The organism is Pseudomonas sp. S06B 330, assembly GCF_002845275.2.
In the GTDB taxonomy this organism is placed as follows: domain Bacteria; phylum Pseudomonadota; class Gammaproteobacteria; order Pseudomonadales; family Pseudomonadaceae; genus Aquipseudomonas.
This window is the reverse complement of sequence record NZ_CP088149.1, coordinates 3,738,355-3,756,113: the sequence shown is the minus strand read 5'-3', so window position 1 is coordinate 3,756,113 and position 17,759 is coordinate 3,738,355. Positions and strand designations below refer to the sequence as shown.

15 protein-coding genes are annotated in these 17,759 nt (G+C 60.7%); 6 read left to right on the top strand and 9 right to left on the bottom strand.

The window, feature by feature from the left end:
* Nucleotides 1-15: 15 nt before the first annotated feature.
* Entirely contained in the window at nt 16-3,435 is a 3,420-nt protein-coding gene (locus CX511_RS16675) for an Ig-like domain-containing protein (protein ID WP_101292170.1), read from the bottom strand.
* 610 nt (nt 3,436-4,045) lie between these two features.
* On the opposite strand from CX511_RS16675, the gene CX511_RS16670 reads away from it, so the two are divergent.
* Both CX511_RS16670 and CX511_RS16665 read left to right on the top strand, forming a co-directional pair.
* Nucleotides 4,046-5,713 carry a sodium:solute symporter family protein gene (locus CX511_RS16670; RefSeq protein WP_101292171.1) on the top strand — a complete coding sequence of 556 codons (1,668 nt, stop codon included), beginning with the start codon at nt 4,046-4,048 and terminating at the stop codon, nt 5,711-5,713.
* Nucleotides 5,704-5,826 (top strand): putative transporter small subunit, encoded by a 123-nt coding sequence (locus CX511_RS16665; RefSeq protein ID WP_218187405.1) that lies wholly within the window; start codon nt 5,704-5,706, stop codon nt 5,824-5,826. Before CX511_RS16670 ends, CX511_RS16665 begins: the two co-directional genes overlap by 10 nt.
* Before the next feature lie 17 nt (nt 5,827-5,843).
* Here CX511_RS16665 and yghU read toward each other — a convergent pair whose 3' ends face one another.
* From yghU to CX511_RS16630, 7 genes are all read right to left on the bottom strand, one after another.
* The gene (gene yghU / locus CX511_RS16660) at nt 5,844-6,683 is read right to left on the bottom strand and encodes a glutathione-dependent disulfide-bond oxidoreductase (RefSeq protein ID WP_101292172.1); all 840 of its coding nucleotides are present in this window, start codon (nt 6,681-6,683) and stop codon (nt 5,844-5,846) included.
* Nucleotides 6,684-6,765: 82 nt separating this feature from the next.
* A complete protein-coding gene (locus CX511_RS16655; protein WP_101292173.1) occupies nt 6,766-7,440 on the bottom strand; it encodes a polysaccharide lyase family 7 protein in 675 nt (224 codons plus the stop codon).
* A 191-nt stretch (nt 7,441-7,631) separates the two neighbouring features.
* Nucleotides 7,632-8,984, bottom strand: a complete 1,353-nt coding sequence (locus CX511_RS16650) for a glutamine synthetase family protein (protein ID WP_045188277.1) — start codon at nt 8,982-8,984, stop codon at nt 7,632-7,634.
* Between the two features lie 23 nt (nt 8,985-9,007).
* Nucleotides 9,008-9,565: a helix-turn-helix domain-containing protein gene (locus tag CX511_RS16645; protein ID WP_045188275.1), complete on the bottom strand. Its 558-nt coding sequence runs from the start codon at nt 9,563-9,565 to the stop codon at nt 9,008-9,010.
* 13 nt (nt 9,566-9,578) lie between these two features.
* Nucleotides 9,579-10,868 (bottom strand): NAD(P)/FAD-dependent oxidoreductase, encoded by a 1,290-nt coding sequence (locus tag CX511_RS16640; RefSeq protein WP_101292174.1) that lies wholly within the window; start codon nt 10,866-10,868, stop codon nt 9,579-9,581.
* A gap of 80 nt (nt 10,869-10,948) precedes the next feature.
* A complete protein-coding gene (locus CX511_RS16635) occupies nt 10,949-11,638 on the bottom strand; it encodes a S24 family peptidase (protein ID WP_101292175.1) in 690 nt (229 codons plus the stop codon).
* A gap of 69 nt (nt 11,639-11,707) precedes the next feature.
* The gene (locus CX511_RS16630; RefSeq protein ID WP_045188272.1) at nt 11,708-12,157 is read right to left on the bottom strand and encodes a multidrug/biocide efflux PACE transporter; all 450 of its coding nucleotides are present in this window, start codon (nt 12,155-12,157) and stop codon (nt 11,708-11,710) included.
* Nucleotides 12,158-12,251: 94 nt separating this feature from the next.
* Between CX511_RS16630 and CX511_RS16625 the strand changes: the two genes are divergently transcribed.
* Entirely contained in the window at nt 12,252-13,112 is an 861-nt protein-coding gene (locus CX511_RS16625) for a LysR family transcriptional regulator (protein WP_045188270.1), read from the top strand.
* Here the strand turns inward: CX511_RS16625 and CX511_RS16620 are convergent.
* Complete coding sequence (locus CX511_RS16620) at nt 13,054-14,265, bottom strand: GGDEF domain-containing protein (RefSeq protein WP_101292176.1); 1,212 nt, start codon at nt 14,263-14,265, stop codon at nt 13,054-13,056. The two genes, CX511_RS16625 and CX511_RS16620, sit on opposite strands and share 59 nt — an antisense overlap.
* A 196-nt stretch (nt 14,266-14,461) precedes the next feature.
* On the opposite strand from CX511_RS16620, the gene CX511_RS16615 reads away from it, so the two are divergent.
* From CX511_RS16615 to CX511_RS16605, 3 genes are all read left to right on the top strand, one after another.
* Nucleotides 14,462-15,349, top strand: coding sequence for a LysR substrate-binding domain-containing protein (locus CX511_RS16615; RefSeq protein WP_045188267.1), 888 nt, complete (start codon nt 14,462-14,464; stop codon nt 15,347-15,349).
* Nucleotides 15,350-15,442: 93 nt separating this feature from the next.
* Nucleotides 15,443-16,555 (top strand): agmatine deiminase, encoded by a 1,113-nt coding sequence (gene aguA / locus CX511_RS16610; RefSeq protein WP_045188265.1) that lies wholly within the window; start codon nt 15,443-15,445, stop codon nt 16,553-16,555.
* Nucleotides 16,552-17,649, top strand: a complete 1,098-nt coding sequence (locus CX511_RS16605; RefSeq protein WP_045188264.1) for an extracellular solute-binding protein — start codon at nt 16,552-16,554, stop codon at nt 17,647-17,649. Before aguA ends, CX511_RS16605 begins: the two co-directional genes overlap by 4 nt.
* Nucleotides 17,650-17,759 lie beyond the last annotated feature (110 nt).

The window sequence follows — 17,759 nt, the reverse complement described above, 5'->3', positions numbered from 1 at the left end:
CCTCCTGATCCGGGTTCAGCGCACCGTTAAGGGCGCAGTGACGGCTTTGCCGTTGGCGGACTTGATCGTCACCGTCGGGTTCGGTGCTGGCCCTGCGCCTGTGGTGCTCGCAGACAGCCGCCAGTTGCCGCCGGACAACACCGTGGCGGTGCCCAGGTTCAACAGTCCGCTGGTGGTCGATGCACTGACTGCAAGGGTGTTACCGATCTTCAGTGAACTGGTTCCGGAAATGTCCCAGGCATAGCGGCTGTTGCTGCGTACCGTGACGCTGGCGCTGGTCACTTTGAGGTTCTGATCCTCTTCAACAACCGCCGGGCTAACGGCGATCCTGACGTTGGCCGGCAGTTGCGACACCGCCCCGCGAGCATCTTTGACCTTGTATTCGAAGAGCGCGCTGTAGGCTTCGTTTACCGTCACCGGTGGGATGAAGGTCACGCGGGTACCGTCAGTGCTGACACTGCCCTGGCCAGAGTCCGGTTGCCCGAGGCTGACGACTGTCAGCGGCAGGTCGCCATCCGCGTCGCTGTCGTTGGCCAGGATATTCAGGGTGATGGGCACAGCAGCTTTGGTGGCGCCACTGTCGTCCCTGGCAACAGGCAATTGATTGTCTTCATCGTCACCATCGCCCGGCCCTTCATTGTCCTCATCACGGAAGTTGGGCAGGGCGGCGGAGCTGATGTACGCCACACCGTCCCAGGTCGGCATCGGTGAAGGCATCAGCTCGAATTGGCCAGGGTTCTCCAGGTCAAAACGCAGCAACATGGAACTGTCTTCATGCTGGGTGTTGTGACAGTGCTCCATGAACGTACCGGCGAATTCGCGGAAGCGAATTGCCATCTCGACTTCGCCGGAGCTGTCCACTTCCGGGCCAACCCGGTAGAGGTCTTTACGCGCCCACTTTTCCCACTCGGGTGGCGCGTTGCCGTCGCGGTTGAGAATCACCCCTTCCTCGAAGTGCACGTGTACCGGGTGGCTCCAGCCGTTGCCACCATTTTTGATTTTCCAGACTTCCAGGGTGCCGTCGCCGCCGTAACCCGCGTCGGAGGGGCCGTTGGCCAGTTTCGGCGCGGCGGTGATGCGCCGCGGGTCCATGGAGTAGCCAAAGCCGCCGTCAGTCTTGATCGTCCAGGGCGCGGTGTCTGTGCCGTCGGAGCGACCAAATTCGAAGCTGCGATGGCGTGCCTTTTTGAGCTTGGCCTGCATGGTCGGATCGTTTCGATCGATGGTCAGCGGGATCATTTTCTTGCCGGCGGCTTTGCCCGGCTTGGCGGGCTCAAAGGCCACGGGGTCCATGCTTTGGTCCTGGCCGGTGTAAGCCTTAACGTTGAACTGCAAAAACTTGCCGATCACCGGGTCGCCATCACGCCACCTTGGACCCTTGCTGGTTTGGTCGACGACCGCCTTATACTTCTCCGAGAGCACGTCGGCCAATGACACGGGGTCCTCGCTCGGGCCCTTGCCGGTGTCATGCTCCATAAGGTTGACAAAAAAGATCTTGTCGCCGGGTTTGATCCCGTGTTTGGCGAAGTTGATGATGATGTCGTAACGCTCGGCGATGGCCAGCGTCGGCAGGATGCCGTTGTCGTCCTTGAGGTCGCCGTTGCCATTGAGGTCCATGCTGCCGTCAAACGGTACGGCGTGTTCCATGATGTTGCCGTCGTTGGCAATCATGTGGAACGGCACCCGGTTGTACGACACCCCGGAGCCCTGCGGGCCGCGAAACTCGCCGCTGCTGCCCTGGATTTCGCGGACCACGGCGATCTTCATGTAGCGCGATACCGAGCCATTGAGGATGCGCAGGCGATAGCTGCGGGCGCGCACGTCGAAGTAGGGCTTATACAGCCAGTTGACCATCATCTGGTCGCCGATGAAGCCGTCGATATTGAAAGGGTTGAACCACAGTTGGCCGCTCTGGTCCCAGGCTTTGTCGGCAATGGTCAGGTTAACGTCATAGTCGCGATTACCCCATGCCAATGCCGTGCCGCTGGGCAGGCGCAGGTTGACGCCGTCTTCGATGGTCTCGTTACCGCGATCCAGGGCGCTGTAGTAGTTCATCATCGCCGCATTGCCTTTGTAGACGTTGTGGGCGGTGAAATCGAGCATGTGATCGTGGAACCAGTGGGTGCTCATGGTCTCGCGCCAGTCACCGCGGACCTTGATGCTGCCGTTCTCGCAGGTTTTGCGGCCCGGATTGCCATCGTTGACCCAGAGGGTCTCGCCGGGTGCACACGGGAACGCGGCCCTTGGGTCTTGGGCGTTGGTGTTGATGGTGTCGTAGCCGGCCAGTTGCACTGGCCAGCGGTAGTCGTAGTACTGGCCGGGAAAGAAGAAGGCATTGGTGTAGCCGTCGCTTTCAGCCGGGTTGTGGCCATTGTGTTCGTGGGTGCTGAGGGTATGCAGGCCAAAGCCGCCATTGGCCGCCGGGTCGATCGGCAGGGCGTTGTAGTGGCGCATCAATATCGGTTGCCCGTAGCGCGCCATCAGCAGTTTTGGCGGCAGTGTGCCGTCGAACGTCCACAGCGAATTGTGGTTCTGGATCGGCATGTTCGGGTGGAAGCGGATGCCGATGCCTTTGGCCGTCCCTTCAGTGGCGGGGACACCTGCGGTGTTGTGATAAAGCCCGCCCGGACCGAATTCGCCCAGGGCGTAGTGGTGCATTTGCCGGCTGTCGCGCAAGCCCTGATTGACCCGCGCGCCTGCTTGCGCGGTCTTGATTGCAGCTTGGGGATAGAACTCGTTCCAGCGTTGATGCGACCAGCCTTTTCCAGGTGGCCGTCCTTCTGCTGGCGAACCTACTGGATGGCGATTGAGGAAGGCTTCGATCTGCGCCTTCCAGGGGTTGCGGTCGAGAACGTTGGAATTCTGGGTGGGGAACGGCAGTAGCCCAGGTTGGCGCAAGAACGTCTCCAACGCGGCGCCCGCGGGGCCACTACGGGCGACGCTGTTGGGGTCCTGTTCGGGGGCTGGCCCGGTGGTGGGGATGGGGAAGGGAAGGGTGCCGGCTTCAACGGTGGGGTCGAGTTTCTCCGGGCCGAATTCCTCATACAAGAGCATCTGCTGGGTGAACGGTTGCGCGCCAAACAGCGGGCTGGCCAGGCCATTGGTGGGGTAGTTGAAGGAGGTCTGCAGCGCTGGCGGCAAGACGTTTTCGCCACGCGGAGTGTTTCTGTTGCCGTATTCACCATTGGGCAGGGCGAGTGCGCCGTGGTTGCCTTCTGGCAGTAGCTTCAACGCTTCCAGTGCCTCTAGCGCGGCCTGAGGGGTAGCGGGAAGCTGGGTATAGGCAGAGGGATCTGTCGGCGATGGTGGGCTCGTATCGTCCATCGGCACTGCACTGGCTTGGAGGGTGCTGAATGCGACTAACAACGCCGATGCAACGCCTGAGAGTCGGAAAAGGTAGTGGGGTGCTCGACGCTGCGTCGTGGTGATGTACATAGCGTATACCTCGGTCCCTACGGGTTCGCGGGCTTAAGCGCTGGCCAATAAATATCAATTGGCCACATGTTTGGGCATTGCGCAAAAACCGCACCAAGATGGAGAAACGAGGGCATTAAAGAAAAAGCTTGAGGCTATTCAGTAGCTTGCTAACTACTACGCCAATCGTCGAGTGACGGATTCTGTTGGCGTGTGGGGGCAGTTCCCCACATTTGGTTATTTATAAAAAATTTCCCCACTTGTAGGCCATGTCTTTCCAGGGCCATCGAGGTTTGTGAGCCGGCACCCACGCTGGACCATCCGCGCCCGGGTCCTTATACTCGTCCATCGCACTTCATACCTGACCCTGCCTTAGCAAGGTCAATCATTCAGGCCACGCTCAGTGGCCCGACGTAAAACGTCGAAGCATCCTCTGCCTTTTCGCAGATACCTCGCACCGTCGCGGTGTGCCTTGGCCGTTCGCGCCCGCCTGCGCGCACCCGTTACTGCGGTCCATTGGCTTCGACTGTTTTGCCATGGGGCTCGCCGCCCATCGCATCCCGCGCAAACGGCTTTCTCGCAGCCAGCTCTGGTCATGCATGACCGACCCTGCGAAAAAAGGAAATGCATAATGCAAGAAACCGCTTTTTTTCAGCTCTCTGCCACCTCAGCGATACTGCTGCTGGTTGGCTTCTACGGCGCCACGTTCCTTCTGTCCCTGTTGATCCGCGAGAAAAACGAAAACGTTGATGGATTCATTGTTGCCAACAGCGCGGTCGGTTTTGGTCTGTCGAGCGCGAGCATGATCGCCACCTGGATCTGGGCCGCTTCGTTCTACGCCAGCGCCACCTCGGGCTTCAAATACGGTCTGTCGGGGCCGCTGCACTACGGCTTTTGGGGCGCGCTGATGATCCTGTTCATCTATCCCTTTGGTAAGCGCTTTCGCCAGCTGGCGCCCAAGGCGCATACGTTGGCCGAGATCCTTCATGCCCGGCATGGCACCTCCAGTCAGATGATCATGGCGGTCTCAAATATTGTCGGTAGCTGCATCAGTCTAATGGTCAATTTCACCGCCGCCGGCGCCCTGGTGTCGATGCTCAGTCCTTTGTCCTTTATCCAAGGTGTGTTGATCGCGGGGCTGGGCGTCTTGTCCTATACCCTCTGGTCAGGGTTTCGCGCCTCGGTGATGACCGATTTCGCTCAACTGGTGGCGATGATCCTGGCTGCAGTGATTATTATCCCGCTGATCTTCTTCAATGCCGGTGGCCCTGATCTGCTGGCAGCCAACCTGTGGCGCCTGGACGGGGAACAAGCCAGCTTCTACTCAACCAAGGCCATTCTCGAGCAGGGCGCGCCTTACTTCGTCGCGGTGCTGGCCTACGCGATTGGCAATCAGACCATCGCCCAGCGTTTGTTCGCCGTACGTGAAGACCTGATCAAGCCCACCTTCCTGATCGCCACCATTGGCTATGGCGCCATAGTCATTGGCCTGGGCATGCTCGGCTTGTTGGCGTTGTTTACCGGGCTGGAACCGATCAATGGCGACATGAACAACATCATTGCGCAGATGGTTTCCCAGTACCTGCCACCGTTGGGCATTGCCTTGTTCTTTATCCTGGTGATTGGTTCGCTGTCGTCGACCGCAGACTCTGACCTGGCAGCACTGTCGGCTATCGTCATGACCGATGTCTACGGCAAGAACCTCGCCAAGGGCCGTCCGGACCCGCGTCGCATGTTGTGGTGGGGGCGGGCGACTATGGTCATCGCCACGCTGCTGGGAGTGATCTTCGCCAGCCTACAGTTCGACATTCTGGTGATGCTGGTGTTCGTCGGTGCGTTATGGGGCGCTATCGTCTTTCCGGTCATCGCCAGTTGCTACTGGGATCGGGTAGATAACCGGGCATTTGTCTGGTCGGTGTTGCTGGCGGTGCTGCTGTTCAGCGTGGTGCGCTTTGAGTGGGTTGCTATCGAGGGTGTGGTGGCGGTGTTCTTTGAGGCCTGTGCGGCGGTCGGTGGTGCTGTGGTGCTGGGGCTGATGACCTTCGGCTTCTTCGGGCGCCGAGCGGCACTTGCGGTGGGAGCGCTGGCGCTGGCGATCATGCTGCCGTTCTCTATTGGCACCTTGCGTGAGTACATCGTACTGCTGAGCTCGTTGACGGCCTACGGCGTTAGCACGATGGTGTGCGTGGCGCTGAGCCTGCGCAATCAGGAACGTTTCGACTTCACTGTGCTGGCGACGCGGGTGACCTCGTTCCAGCATGAACAGTCCGCGATCAAAGGAGAAGTGGTATGTGGTTAACCCTTTATTTCCTGGCCTGGCCGGCCATTTCCCTGGTGGTGCTGCTGGTGTTGTTGGTGACCCTGTGGCGTGATCTGCGTGCTGCCCGCAAAAGCGGACAGGCGATGATCTGACTCATCGCCTGTCCAGTTCAATCCAGATCTGCCGCGGTGTGCCGTTCCGCCACTTGGCTGGCTTCATCGCCCCAGGTGCGGTTCACCCGTAAGCCGCGAATCACAGCAGGGCGCTTGGCAATCTCTTGCGCCCAGCGCTGTACATGGGTGTATTCGTGCACAGCGAGGAACTCACCTGCCGAATACAGCCTGCCCAGTGCCAGCTGACCGTACCAGGACCAGATGGCGATATCGGCGATGCTGTAATGGTCGCCCGCCAGGTACGTGCTTTCGCTGAGGCGGCGGTCGAGCACATCCAGTTGGCGCTTGGTTTCCATGGCGAAGCGGTTGATCGGGTACTCGAACTTCTCCGGTGCATAGGCATAGAAATGTCCGAAGCCACCGCCCAGGTAAGGGGCCGCGCCCATTTGCCAGAACAACCAGTTCAAAGTCTCGGTGCGCTCCGTCAGGTCCTTGGGCAGGAAGTGGCCGAATTTTTCTGCCAGGTACAGCAGGATCGAGCCGGACTCGAAGACGCGAGTGGCCGGCGTGACGCTACGGTCGAGCAAGGCCGGGATCTTCGAGTTGGGGTTGATCTGGACAAAACCGCTGGAAAACTGATCGCCTTCGCCAATGCGGATGAGCCAAGCGTCGTATTCGGCGCCGCTACAGCCGAGGGCCAGCAATTCTTCAAGCAATATGGTGACTTTTACGCCATTGGGGGTGGCCAAGGAATAAAGCTGCAAGGGGTGTTTGCCAACCGGGAGCACCTTGTCATGGGTCGGTCCGGCGACGGGTCGGTTGATGTTGGCAAATTCGCCGCCCGACGGTGCGTCGTGTTTCCAGACCTGAGGTGGGACATAGGTTGCTTTGCTCATTAAACGAACCTCCTGGTGCGCGTGATGTGCTGTAGACGAGTGTGCTCAACAGCATAACCTTGGCGGTAGCCTCAGAGGCAAATCAATCGTGGCGCAGTTGCAAGGTGCTGAGGATGCATACCGACGCATCGCTTGCGGGTGTGGCATCGGTGTAATCCACCTGGTTGTAGACGCCACCGTGGAAATTGAAGATCCGTGTCTTCCAACTGGCGTCCAGTTGCAGCGGGCCAGTGCTGGCGCCGTTGCCGTTGCACTTGGCCGTCAACGTGAGGACGCCGCTGCCACTGACGTCGACGGTGACCTGGAACGGCGTATCAAGGGGCACATTGTTCAGTAGGGTGATGCTGGCCGGCGATGCCTGGTTGAAGGATTGACGAAAGCCGTAGCTGATCTTGCCCTTGTTCCAGAACACCTTGAGGGGCGGGCTGTCGTCGTTTTTGACATGCAACTGTGAGATCACCACCTTTTGCGCATGGTTGACCTGGGTCAGGGTCATGACCTGGTGGTTGCGATGCTCGTCAGCGCTATCCAGCGCCCAGTACACCGGTTCTTTCCATTCGCAGCGGGTGCGGTGGGTGCTCTTGCTCGAGGCGCCTTTGGTGGGCGCGGTAAAGCGTACCGAGCCATCGGCGAGGGTGGCGAGCACCGCCGGCAGACGGTCCAGCGCTTCGGCACCTGTGAGTTCCAGTGCTACCGGGTCGGTGCTGGATTTAGGTACCGGAGTGGCGATGATCAGGTTGTTGATATTGACGGTCATAGAGTGTTCTCCTGAACAAGCTAACGGCATAATTGCCAATGAGGCGCGACAAAATGCGTCGCGCTCGTCATTGAAGTTAGCTTCAGGCTAAATAGCGGTCAATGCTGTAAGCTAAATTAATTTAGCTAAAAGGGTTCTTGCGGATTGTGTGTGGGTACCAGTCTTGCTGATGCCCCCTCACCTTCAGCCGATCAGAGGAACCAGCGATACTCCCGGGCGCTGATGGCCTGCATAAACGCCAAATGGTCCTGGCGCTTGTTCTCGCAATAGACCATGACGAACTCGCTACCCAAGCGCTCATTGACCACCGGATGCTGGCGCATGGCACTGACCGCGGTGAGCATGTCTTTGGGAAAGTCGATGCCGCTGTTGCGATCTTCATTGAGTGGAGTGATCGGCTCGCGGGCGGCATCCAGCCCATGTTCCATGCCGCTTAGGATCGCCGCCAACACCAGATACGGGTTGGCGTCGGCACCGGCCAGGCGATGTTCAATGCGCAGGTTGCGAGGGTCAGACTCAGGAATGCGAATGCACGCATCGCGGTCCTCATAACCCCAGCTGGCACGGCTGGCCGCATTGACCATGGCGCCGTAGCGGCGCATGGCGTTGTGGTTGGCCGCGAAGATCGGCATGCAGTGCGGCAACAGTTCCAGGCAACCGGCCACGGCGTGGCGTAAAGGGCGCTGGTCATCGGCGGCCAGGAGGTTGTTGCCATCCTGGTCATAAAGGCTGACATGCACGTGCATGCCGCTGCCAGGCGCCTCCAGATACGGTTTGCTCATGAAGCTGGCGCGCATCCCATGCTTGAGCGCCACGCCGCGTGTACTGCGGCAGAACAGGGCGGCCCAGTCGGCAGCGCGCAAACCGTCATCGCAATGGCCGAAGTTGATCTCGAACTGGCCAGGGCCCAGCTCAGCGGTGATGACGTTGGCGTCAACGCCTTGCTCGTTGGCCGCCTCAACCATGTCGCGCAGTACATCGGAGTACCGTGACAGACGCTCGATGTGCATGTTCGGCTGGTCGTCGGGGTCCTCACTGAACGGATCGCGGGGAAACTGTGGCAGGCCCTCCTTGAGGGTGCGGTCGAACAGGTAGAACTCCAGTTCGAACGCTACCACCGGGCGAATGCCGCGACGCTCCAGGCGCTGCAGAACTTGAGCAAGCACCTCCCGCGGTTCGAATTCGATGGGCGCATGGGTGCCGTCGGAGCTGATCAGCATCTGTCCCAGCGGCTGATTCTCCCAGCGCACCGGCTTGAGCGTACCGGGGATCAGGCGCCGCGGCGCGTCCGGGTCGCCATCGTGGAAGCAGTAGTCAGCGATCGGGAACAGACCGCCCTGAACGCCCAGCAGCACGCAGTTCTGCGGCAGCTTCAAGGGGCTGCCGGCAGCGACTTTTTCCAGCATGTCGATGGGGTAGCGCTTGCCATAGAAATGCCCCGGAATATCAAGGCTGATCAGGTCTACATAGCGTACCTCGGGGAATCGAGTACGAAACTCACGGACTTCAGTGAGCAGATCGGGGAAGCTTTTTGTTGTTGTCATCGATTGCGATCCTGCAGCGTGGTTCAACGGAATACCCAGAGCACCCGGGTGGGTTGCTCGGTCAGGTTGGCGTAGCGAAACTGGCTGTGTGGCGGTAGCTGGAAGCTGTCATTGGGGCCCAGGGTCACCGGTTCAGTGTTGTCGTCGAGCCACACGCTCAACTGTCCCTCAAGGACGAAACCACCTTGTTCAGAGCTGTCGTCCAGGTGGCCTTCACCACTGCTGGCGCCCGGATCCAGGTGACTTTCGAGCATGGAAAACCCACCAGTGAGTTTGGGCGAGACCAGCACGTCGGTGATGCCGCCGGCGTAGTAGAGCGTGCGTCGCTCCCCGGGACGGGTAACCCAGTCCAGCTCCCGCGGTTTGCTCAGGTTGTAGAAGTAAGTGGTGGGCACATCCAGGGTTTCACTGATGGCGGTAAGGTCAGCCACCGTGGGGCGCGACAGACCACGCTCGACCTGAGAGAGAAAGCCTACTGAACGGTCGATGCGTTGGGCCAGTTCACCCAAGGTCAAATTGCGGTGCTTGCGCAGGTCACGGATCAGGATCGCCAGGCCTTCGATTTCATCCTGCATGTCCATGGAGCTGTCCTCTTCAAAGGTTGTCGCGCAGGCGGTACCAGGCTTTGGCTGCTGCTTCCAGGGGCGCGGCAAGGACATCGCCGCCGGGGAAGCGGCCGTTATCGATAGCCTGGTACAACGCCAGCAAGTCGTTGTCGCCGAGAATGGCATCGCTGACCGCGCGGGCGCCGGCCAGGGTCGGCAGTACGCCATGCCCGGAGAAGCCCTGCAACCAGTAACGTTGACCGCTGCGGCCAATGTCCGGGGTGCGCCGCAGACTGCAGTCGATATGCCCGCCCCAGGCGTGCTCGATGGCTACGCCACGTAGTTGCGGGAAGGCCCGTTCCAGCACCGGCCGGGTAGCCGCTTCGACGTCTTTAGGAATGCCACCCAGATAGGTGCAGCCACCGCCAAACAGCAGGCGGTGATCTGGGGTCAGGCGGAAATAGTCGGGGACGAACTGGTTATCGATCACGCAGCTGTTGCGTGGCAGCAGCGACTGGGCCAGCGCTGGGTCCAGGGGCGCGGTGGCCACCTGGTAAGAGCCGACTGGCAGCAGGCGTCGCGAGAGATGTCGGTCGAGCTTGTCGATGTAGGCATTGCAGGCCAGCACCAGCACGTCGCTGCGTACTTCGCCGTGCTCGGTGCGGGCGACAAAGCCGTTGGCGGTCTCACGGTAATCAAGTACGCGGGTCTGTTCGAACAGGCGCCCGCCGGCTGCTTCGAAGGCGGCGGCCAGGCCCTGGGCCAGTTTCAGCGGGTTGAGGTGGCCACCTTCCGGGTCGTAGAGCGCAGCCTGGTAGCGTGGGCTGTCGATCCACTCGGGCAGCGCCTCACGATCGATCAGTTGCAGTTTGTCGTAGCCCCACTTTTCGCTGGCCTCGCGCTGAGCCTCACGCAGCATACCGACCCGTCGCGGCAGTACCGCAGTCCACAGGCTGCCAGGCCGGTAGTCGACATCGAAGCCATGGCGCGCGGGGAGTTCACGCAGTTCTTGAGCCGCCCAGCACATGCTGTCCCACAAGCGTCGGGTCCGCTCAAGGCCGAGGGCTTTTTCCAGCGGCGGCATGTCGCACGACCAGCCCAGCAGCGCTTGTCCGCCATTGCGCCCGGATGCGGCCCACGCCACGCGGCTGGCCTCCAGCACCGTTACCCGTTTGCCAGCCAAGGCCAAACGCAGGGCGGTGTGCAAACCACTGAAACCGGCACCAACAATCAATACTTCTGTGTCCAGACCCTCGTGCAGGGTAGGGCGCAAAGGGATCGCACCGGGGTAGGTGCGGGCATAGTAGCTGGCGACATGCTGGGCGGATTGCTTGAACATGGCGAGTCTCGTGAATTTTTATTGGTATATTTTCATGAAAAACTACCAGATAAATTTCACGATACCAAGCCCGGCGTTTTTTATAGGCGGCGAGCGTTCCACACCAACAGCACCCGCGCTTGAACATGCAGCTTCTCAAGCGCAGCACCTTCTATCATCAGCGCGGGGTACAGCGGATTGTCGGAAATCATCCGCAGACCGCCGCCAGTCATGCGTTGCAGGCGCTTGACGAAGAGGTCGCCGTCCAGGCTGAAGACGTAGATGGCGTCGGTGCGCACTTCGGAGATGCCGCGGTCCACCAGCAAGGCGTCGCCGTCATTGAACGTGCCGGCCATACTGTCGCCGTCGCCGCAAATGATCGCCAGGTTGTTCAGGCTGGAAAAGCTGATGCCTTGGCCACGCAGCCAGTCCTGGTGCACGGTCAGGTCGCGAATCACGTCGACATGGCTTGGCGGAGTGTTGCCGCTGCCCATGGAGCCGCGGATGTCGAAATGCGGGATGGTGACAAACCCCGTGAGGGCGCTGGTGGCTACCGGCACGCTGCGGTGTGCCGTCGCATTCTCCTGCAACACATCCATCCAGCCCGGCGCCAGACCTTCGGCCGTTTCGATGCGCCGCGCCACCTCGTCGCCGAGGTTTTTCTCGGTCTTTTGCGAAAGGATCTGGCTCAGGTGGGCCGGGCTGATCCCCCAGCGTTCGGCGCAACTGGCCTTACGCTGGGTGCCGATCAGACGGAGCAGGTTGGTTTTACGGATGCTGTGAATGTTCATGGGCGCTGGAGCCATTATTTAGCTATGTGCTAAACAGGCTAAACCAAAAGCGCCCAGGGACAAAGCCGCTTACTGCACCTGAAGTGTCGCGCTGCGAGCGTTGACCCAGCGCTGGCGCAGCAGGTCGTAAGCCCAGTTGTAGGCCATCGTGTAGGGCAGCATGAAGACGAAGAAGCCGATCTCCAGCATGAACGCCTCTACCAGCGACAGGTTAAGCATCAACGCGGCAATCGGTACGCCGATCAGCACAAAGCCAATCTCGAAGCCGCTGGCATGCAGCGCCCGGACTTTGACACTGCGCACCACCCGCTCAGCGGGCCAGAGCCGGTCGAAGAGGCTGTTGTAGAGCATGTTCCAGAGCATCGCTACGGTCGACAGGAGCACCGCCAGGGTGCCGACTTCGAGCATCGAACGGTTGAGCAACCAGGCGCCAATCGGCGCACAGATCAACACGGCAATGGCCTCAAAGCCCACGGCGTGGACAATACGCTCGGCAAAGGATTTAGTGGACGTGATCATGACAACACCTGAACGGTTGGTTTCGATGGGGTGATTGTCATCGCTTTTTTGCTTATGTTAAAAATGGATTCCATCGATAAAAGCGATACACGTCATGCGTTATTCTCCCGAAGCACTGCAAGCTTTCGTCGAAGCGGTTGCCCTGGGTTCATTCTCGGCGGCGGCGCGCAAGTTGCGCAAAAGTCAGTCCACCGTCAGTGCCGCTATCGCCAACCTTGAGGCGGACCTGGGCGTCAGCCTGTTCGACCGCCAGGCTCGCCATCCGGTGCTCACTGAAGCCGGGCGTAAAGTGTTGGGCCATGTACAGGAAATCCTCGCCGCCAGCGAGCGCCTCGACGAACTGAGCATCCGCCTGGCCGATAACGTTGAGCCGCGCCTGACCCTGGTGCTTTCCGACATGTACCAGCTCTCGCCAGGTAACCACGTGATGCATCAGTTCGAGCAGCGCTACCAGGACATCGAACTTGAATGCATGATCGCTGAGGCGGGGGATGTGTTGAGCTTGCTACAAAGCGGGCGCGCGCACCTGGGATTGTTGGCGGCACAAGCGAATTACCCGCCAGACATCGCTGTACGACGATTACCCAAGCAGGCGCAGATGGGCATTTTTGTTGCCCGTGGGCATCCGTTGGCGGCGCTGGCACAACCGACCCAGGCGAACCTGGCCAGCCATCGTCAGCTTTACCTCAACACCTACGCAGACAGCGAGAACAAGCCGCAGGGGCGGGTTTGGTCAGCGCCCGATTATCTGTTGCTGTTGGAAATGACCGAACAGGGCTTTGGTTGGGCTGAGCTACCCCTTGGCCTGGTGCAGCAGTACGGGCACGGCCAATTGGTGGCGCTGGCGTTGGGCGGATGGCCACGACCGATTGCGGTGGATGCAGCCTGGTCGCGGCTTACGCCGCCGGGGCCGGCGGGGTTGTGGTTGTTGGACTGGTTGTCTCGGGAGCAGTGACCACCGCGCGGTACACCTGCACGCGGTTACGGCCTTGATCCTTGGCTGCGTACAGCGCGTGGTCAGCCCGCGACAGCAGGCGCGCCAGGTCGTGCTCATCGCCGGTGCTGTGAGCGATACCAATGCTGACGCTCAGCAGCCCTGGGGCCAGTAGCGGCAACTCATGAAAGCTGCTGCAGATACGCTGGGCGACCAGTAACGCGGCGTGCTCACCGGTATTGGCCAACAAGCAGGCAAACTCTTCTCCCCCGATGCGCCCGAACACATCCTGTTGGCGAATACGCTGGCTCGCGACTTGACCGAAAGCAATCAAGGCCTGGTCGCCAGTCTGATGACCATAGGCATCGTTGAGCCGCTTGAAGTGATCCAGATCGCACAGCAACAAGGCGACGGGTTCGCCCCGGCGACTGCACTCGGCCAACAACTGCTTGCCACCCGACAGGAACGCGCGGCGATTACCGATACCGGTCAGCGGGTCGGAATAGGCTGCAGCCTTGAACTTCAGCTCGGCGCGCTCACGGACCATGGCCAGGGTGATGTAGGCGATGCCGATCGCGTAGAGCATGGATTCGAACAGCAGGAAGGAGAAAAACCTGGTACCGCGACCCGTGCCGGCCAGCGCGTGCTCCAGGGAGATTCCGTGGTCGGCGACCATCCGCACCGTGTAGAACCCACTGTGCATCACCAGCAGCACCAGTGCAGGCAGGTAGCTGACTTCCAGGCGCTTGCGATTGCGCCACAGCTCGAACGCCGATAAGCCGCCATAGACGGCCGTCAACAGCGAATAGACCGTTACACGCAGGCCGAGGTTTTCGTAGTAGCCCGGTGTGAGACCCCACAATGCCCACAGCAGGGGGGCCGCGAGGATGCCCGGCAGGTGCGGTGCCCGACCGCCGAACACGCGCATGGCGGTCCAGTTCATGGTCGCACCGAGCAGCAGAACGACATTGCCCAGTACCAGGGCAATGGTGTCTGGGGCTATGCCGCGCAGGCTGACCAGCGTCACGCCAAAGGCGGCGAGCAGCAACGTGCTGGCAAGATAGCCCAGGGTCTGTTCGCGCGCGCCACGGCTCCAGGCGTGCAAGGTCAACAGACCCATCAGACTGAAGATGAATATGGCCACCAGCAACAGGGTGGGGATGCTCAGCAGCACGTGTTTCGCTCTCCATGCGGCCTTGCGGCCAACCGGCCAATACCGATTTTCAGCGGCATGCTAGCGGAGCGGATGGTACTTTGCCAGCATTCAGGGCGGCGTCAAATGAGCTGCGGATAAAAAGATTGCTATGCTGGCAGGTCGATTTTTAACCTGTACCCGAATGTCACTGCGGTTGCGCGTCTGAGGAAACCCCATGCGTCGATTGCCTTCACTGACTGCCTTGCGCGCCTTCGAGTGCGCCGCACGCCATGGTCACTTTGGTCGTGCCGCTGCCGAGCTGTGTGTGACCGACAGTGCCGTGAGCCACCAGATCCGTCAGTTGGAAGAACAACTGGGCGTTGAGTTGTTCGTCCGTGAAGGCCGCCAGGTGCGTTTGACGAGTGAGGCGGGGCGCTTGTTACAGCACCTTCAGCAAGCCTTTGAACTGATCGGCAAGGCTTGCGATGAATTGCGTGATCCGGCCTCGCAGGCAGTGTTGCGCCTGGCCGTGACCGCCGAGCTTGCGCAAAAGTGGCTAGTCGCACGCTTGGCTGATTTCAGTAGCCGCTACCCGCATATCACTTTGCATCTGCACGAGCAGCCTATCGACGTCGGTGCGCCGGCCAGCGATATCGACATCGCCATCACCTACGGCACCAGTCCGTTGGATGCCAGCACCCATTTCGTCCGGCCGTTGCCGCTGTTGCAGTTCTTTCCGGTGTGCAGCCCTGGGTTGTTCAACCTGGGTGGCCTCAAGCGCCCGCGCGACCTGGTGCGCCAGTGCTTGCTGCACGACGATCAGGACGGCAAGACCTGGACCGCCTGGCTCGCCACCCACGCCGAAGACGCCCAGCCCGGCCGCCAACTGTATTTCCCCCATGCGGCCTTGGCCCTGGAGGCCGCCGCACTGGGGCAGGGTGTAGCCATGGGCGACAACCTGACCTGTCAGGCCGACTTGCTCAGCGGCCGTCTGGTGCGGCCGTTCGCTGCCAGTGTCGCGGCCATGGGCCAATATGCGCTGGTGTGCGAGCGCTTGCGCCTGGAGCGCGGGGCGGTGGCGGACTTCATAGAATGGTTCACCACTCAGATCAGCGAACCCTGAATTCAATTCATCAATCGCTGAGATTTCATCGTTGGAAGCGCTGACGGTGGCGGCGTAGCGTGCAGCTATCCCCACCCACTGCAGAGGTTGTCCATGGCACGTTCACTTACCACCACTCCCAAGGCTGATGGCTTCCGCTTGCCCGGCGAATTCGAGAAGAAGTCCGGTTGCTGGCTTGGCTGGCCGGAACGTCCGGATGTCTGGCGCAACGGTGCCAAACCTGCGCAGAAAGTCTGGGTCGACATTGTCAGTGCCATTGCGTCGAGTGAGCCGGTGACTGTCTGCGCTTCGGCGGCGCAGTACGCCAATGCCCGGCGCTTGCTACCCGCGCAGGTACGGGTGGTGGAAATGACCTGCAACGACACCTGGTTTCGCGACAGCGGCGCTTGTTTTGTGGTTAACGATGACAGCGGAGAAGTACGCGGCGTCGACTTCGAGTTCAATGCCTACGGCGGGCTCGATGGCGGTCTCTATTATCCTTGGGACAAGGACGATCAGATTGCCCAGAAGATCCTCGAAATCGAAAACCTCGACCGTTACCGCGCGCCGTTGATTGCCGAGTTGGGCGGTATCCAGAGCGATGGTCAGGGCAGCCTGCTGACCACCGAGCAATGCCTGCTCAATCGTAATCGCAACGCCCACCTGGGCAAGGACGAAGTGACGCGTCGCCTGCAGGATTACCTGGGTGCCGAGCAGGTGATCTGGTTGCCGCGCGGTTGCAAGTTCGACGAGACCGATGGCCACGTCGACGATCTGGCCTGCTTCGTGCGTCCCGGCGAAGTGGTGCTGCAGTGGACCGACAACCGCGACGATCCACAGTGGGAAATCTATCAGGAGGCCTACGACATTCTGCGCAGCACCCGCGACAGTCGTGGTCGCGAGCTCAAGGTACACAAGCTGCCGCAACCCGATGTATTGCAGTGGACTGCCGAAGAAGCCGCCGGGCTGGACCAGGTCGACGGCACCCACTTGCGTCAGGCCGGGACAAAAATCTGTGCGTCGTACATCAACTACTACGCCGGCAACTCGGCCATTGTCCTGCCGCTGTTCGGTGATCGTAATGACACCATCGCCCAAGCCACTCTGGCCGAACTGTTCCCCAGCCATCGCATCATCGGCATTGAAAACTCCCGCGAGATCCTACTGGGGGGCGGCAACGTCGCCTGCATCACCATGCCTCAATACGCTGGAGGAAAAACCTCATGAACCTGCGCACCTTCGGTCTGGCGCTATCGCTGGCCTGCAGTGCGGCGCAGCTACAGGCCGCCGATGGCCCGCAACAAACGGTGAACCTGTATATCTGGGGCGAGTACCTGGCCCCCGATACCCTGGCCAATTTTGAGAAAAGCACCGGCATCCGGGTGGTCGCCGACCATTTCGACTCCCTGGAAACCGTCGAGACCAAACTGCTCACCGGGCGCAGTGGCTATGACCTGGTGCTGACCGCTGGCCAGCACCTGTCACGGGCCATCAGCAGCGGGGCGCTGCAGCCGCTGGACAAGGCGCGCTTGCCGCACCTGGCCGGCGTCGGCACAGAGTTCCGCCAGCACATGGCGGTGTTTGATCCGGGTAACCGTTATGCCGGTACCTATGCCTGGGGCACTACGGGTGTCGGTTATCAGCAACAGGCCGTTGATGCTCGCTTGCCGGCGGCGCCGACCGATAGCTGGGCGATGTTGTTTGATCCAGAGGTGGTGTCGAAATTCGCCAGTTGCGGCGTCAGCCTGCTCAACGATCCCAACGAGGTATTCGCGGCGGCCATGCGTTACTTGGGGCTGGACATCAACCAGCAACGCAGCGAAGACCTGCGCCGGGCCGAAGCCTTGTTGCAGAAGGTGCGGCCGTACATTCGCTACTTCGACAACGACCGCAACATCAACGACTTGGCCAACGGTGAAACCTGCCTGGCAATGTCCTGGAACGGCAACGTTGCCATTGCCCGCAACCAGGCGCAGCAGGCAGGTAAGCGCGTCGACCTGGTCTTCAGTATTCCGCGCGAAGGCACCTTGATCTGGCTCGATGCGCTGGTGATCCCCAAAGATGCGCCGCACCCTGAGGCCGCCCTGGCGCTGATGGATTACTTGATGCGCCCGGAGGTGATTGCACCAATCACCAACAGCATCCAGTACGCCAACGCCATCAGCGCGGCCGACACCCTGGTGGCTCCGGCGATTCGCAATGACGCCGGCACCTATCCACCCGCGGCGGTGCGGGCGCGGCTATACAGCAAGAATGACAACAGCAAGGCGTTCAACCGTGAGCTGACTCGCGCGTTCAGTCGACTCAAATCCGGTACCTAGGGCCAGACAAGTTTCGCCTGGCGGCCGAGCGGGGCGGTGGGAAACCGGCCAGCTGAGTGCAAAAAAAATCCCGATGGCTGCAAGGCTATCGGGATGTGTTGTTGAAGCGG

Excerpts from the sequence above, each read along its gene's own strand:
- CX511_RS16665 (WP_218187405.1), top strand. The coding sequence starts at position 5,704 with ATGTGGTTAACCCTTTATTTCCTGGCCTGGCCGGCCATTTCCCTGGTG.
- CX511_RS16615 (WP_045188267.1), top strand. The coding sequence starts at position 14,462 with ATGCGTCGATTGCCTTCACTGACTGCCTTGCGCGCCTTCGAGTGCGCC.
- CX511_RS16640 (WP_101292174.1), bottom strand. The coding sequence starts at position 10,868 with ATGTTCAAGCAATCCGCCCAGCATGTCGCCAGCTACTATGCCCGCACC.
- CX511_RS16625 (WP_045188270.1), top strand. The coding sequence starts at position 12,252 with ATGCGTTATTCTCCCGAAGCACTGCAAGCTTTCGTCGAAGCGGTTGCC.
- CX511_RS16630 (WP_045188272.1), bottom strand. The coding sequence starts at position 12,157 with ATGATCACGTCCACTAAATCCTTTGCCGAGCGTATTGTCCACGCCGTG.
- CX511_RS16645 (WP_045188275.1), bottom strand. The coding sequence starts at position 9,565 with ATGGACATGCAGGATGAAATCGAAGGCCTGGCGATCCTGATCCGTGAC.
- yghU (WP_101292172.1), bottom strand. The coding sequence starts at position 6,683 with ATGAGCAAAGCAACCTATGTCCCACCTCAGGTCTGGAAACACGACGCA.
- CX511_RS16635 (WP_101292175.1), bottom strand. The coding sequence starts at position 11,638 with ATGAACATTCACAGCATCCGTAAAACCAACCTGCTCCGTCTGATCGGC.
- aguA (WP_045188265.1), top strand. The coding sequence starts at position 15,443 with ATGGCACGTTCACTTACCACCACTCCCAAGGCTGATGGCTTCCGCTTG.
- CX511_RS16670 (WP_101292171.1), top strand. The coding sequence starts at position 4,046 with ATGCAAGAAACCGCTTTTTTTCAGCTCTCTGCCACCTCAGCGATACTG.
- CX511_RS16650 (WP_045188277.1), bottom strand. The coding sequence starts at position 8,984 with ATGACAACAACAAAAAGCTTCCCCGATCTGCTCACTGAAGTCCGTGAG.
- CX511_RS16675 (WP_101292170.1), bottom strand. The coding sequence starts at position 3,435 with ATGTACATCACCACGACGCAGCGTCGAGCACCCCACTACCTTTTCCGA.
- CX511_RS16655 (WP_101292173.1), bottom strand. The coding sequence starts at position 7,440 with ATGACCGTCAATATCAACAACCTGATCATCGCCACTCCGGTACCTAAA.
- CX511_RS16605 (WP_045188264.1), top strand. The coding sequence starts at position 16,552 with ATGAACCTGCGCACCTTCGGTCTGGCGCTATCGCTGGCCTGCAGTGCG.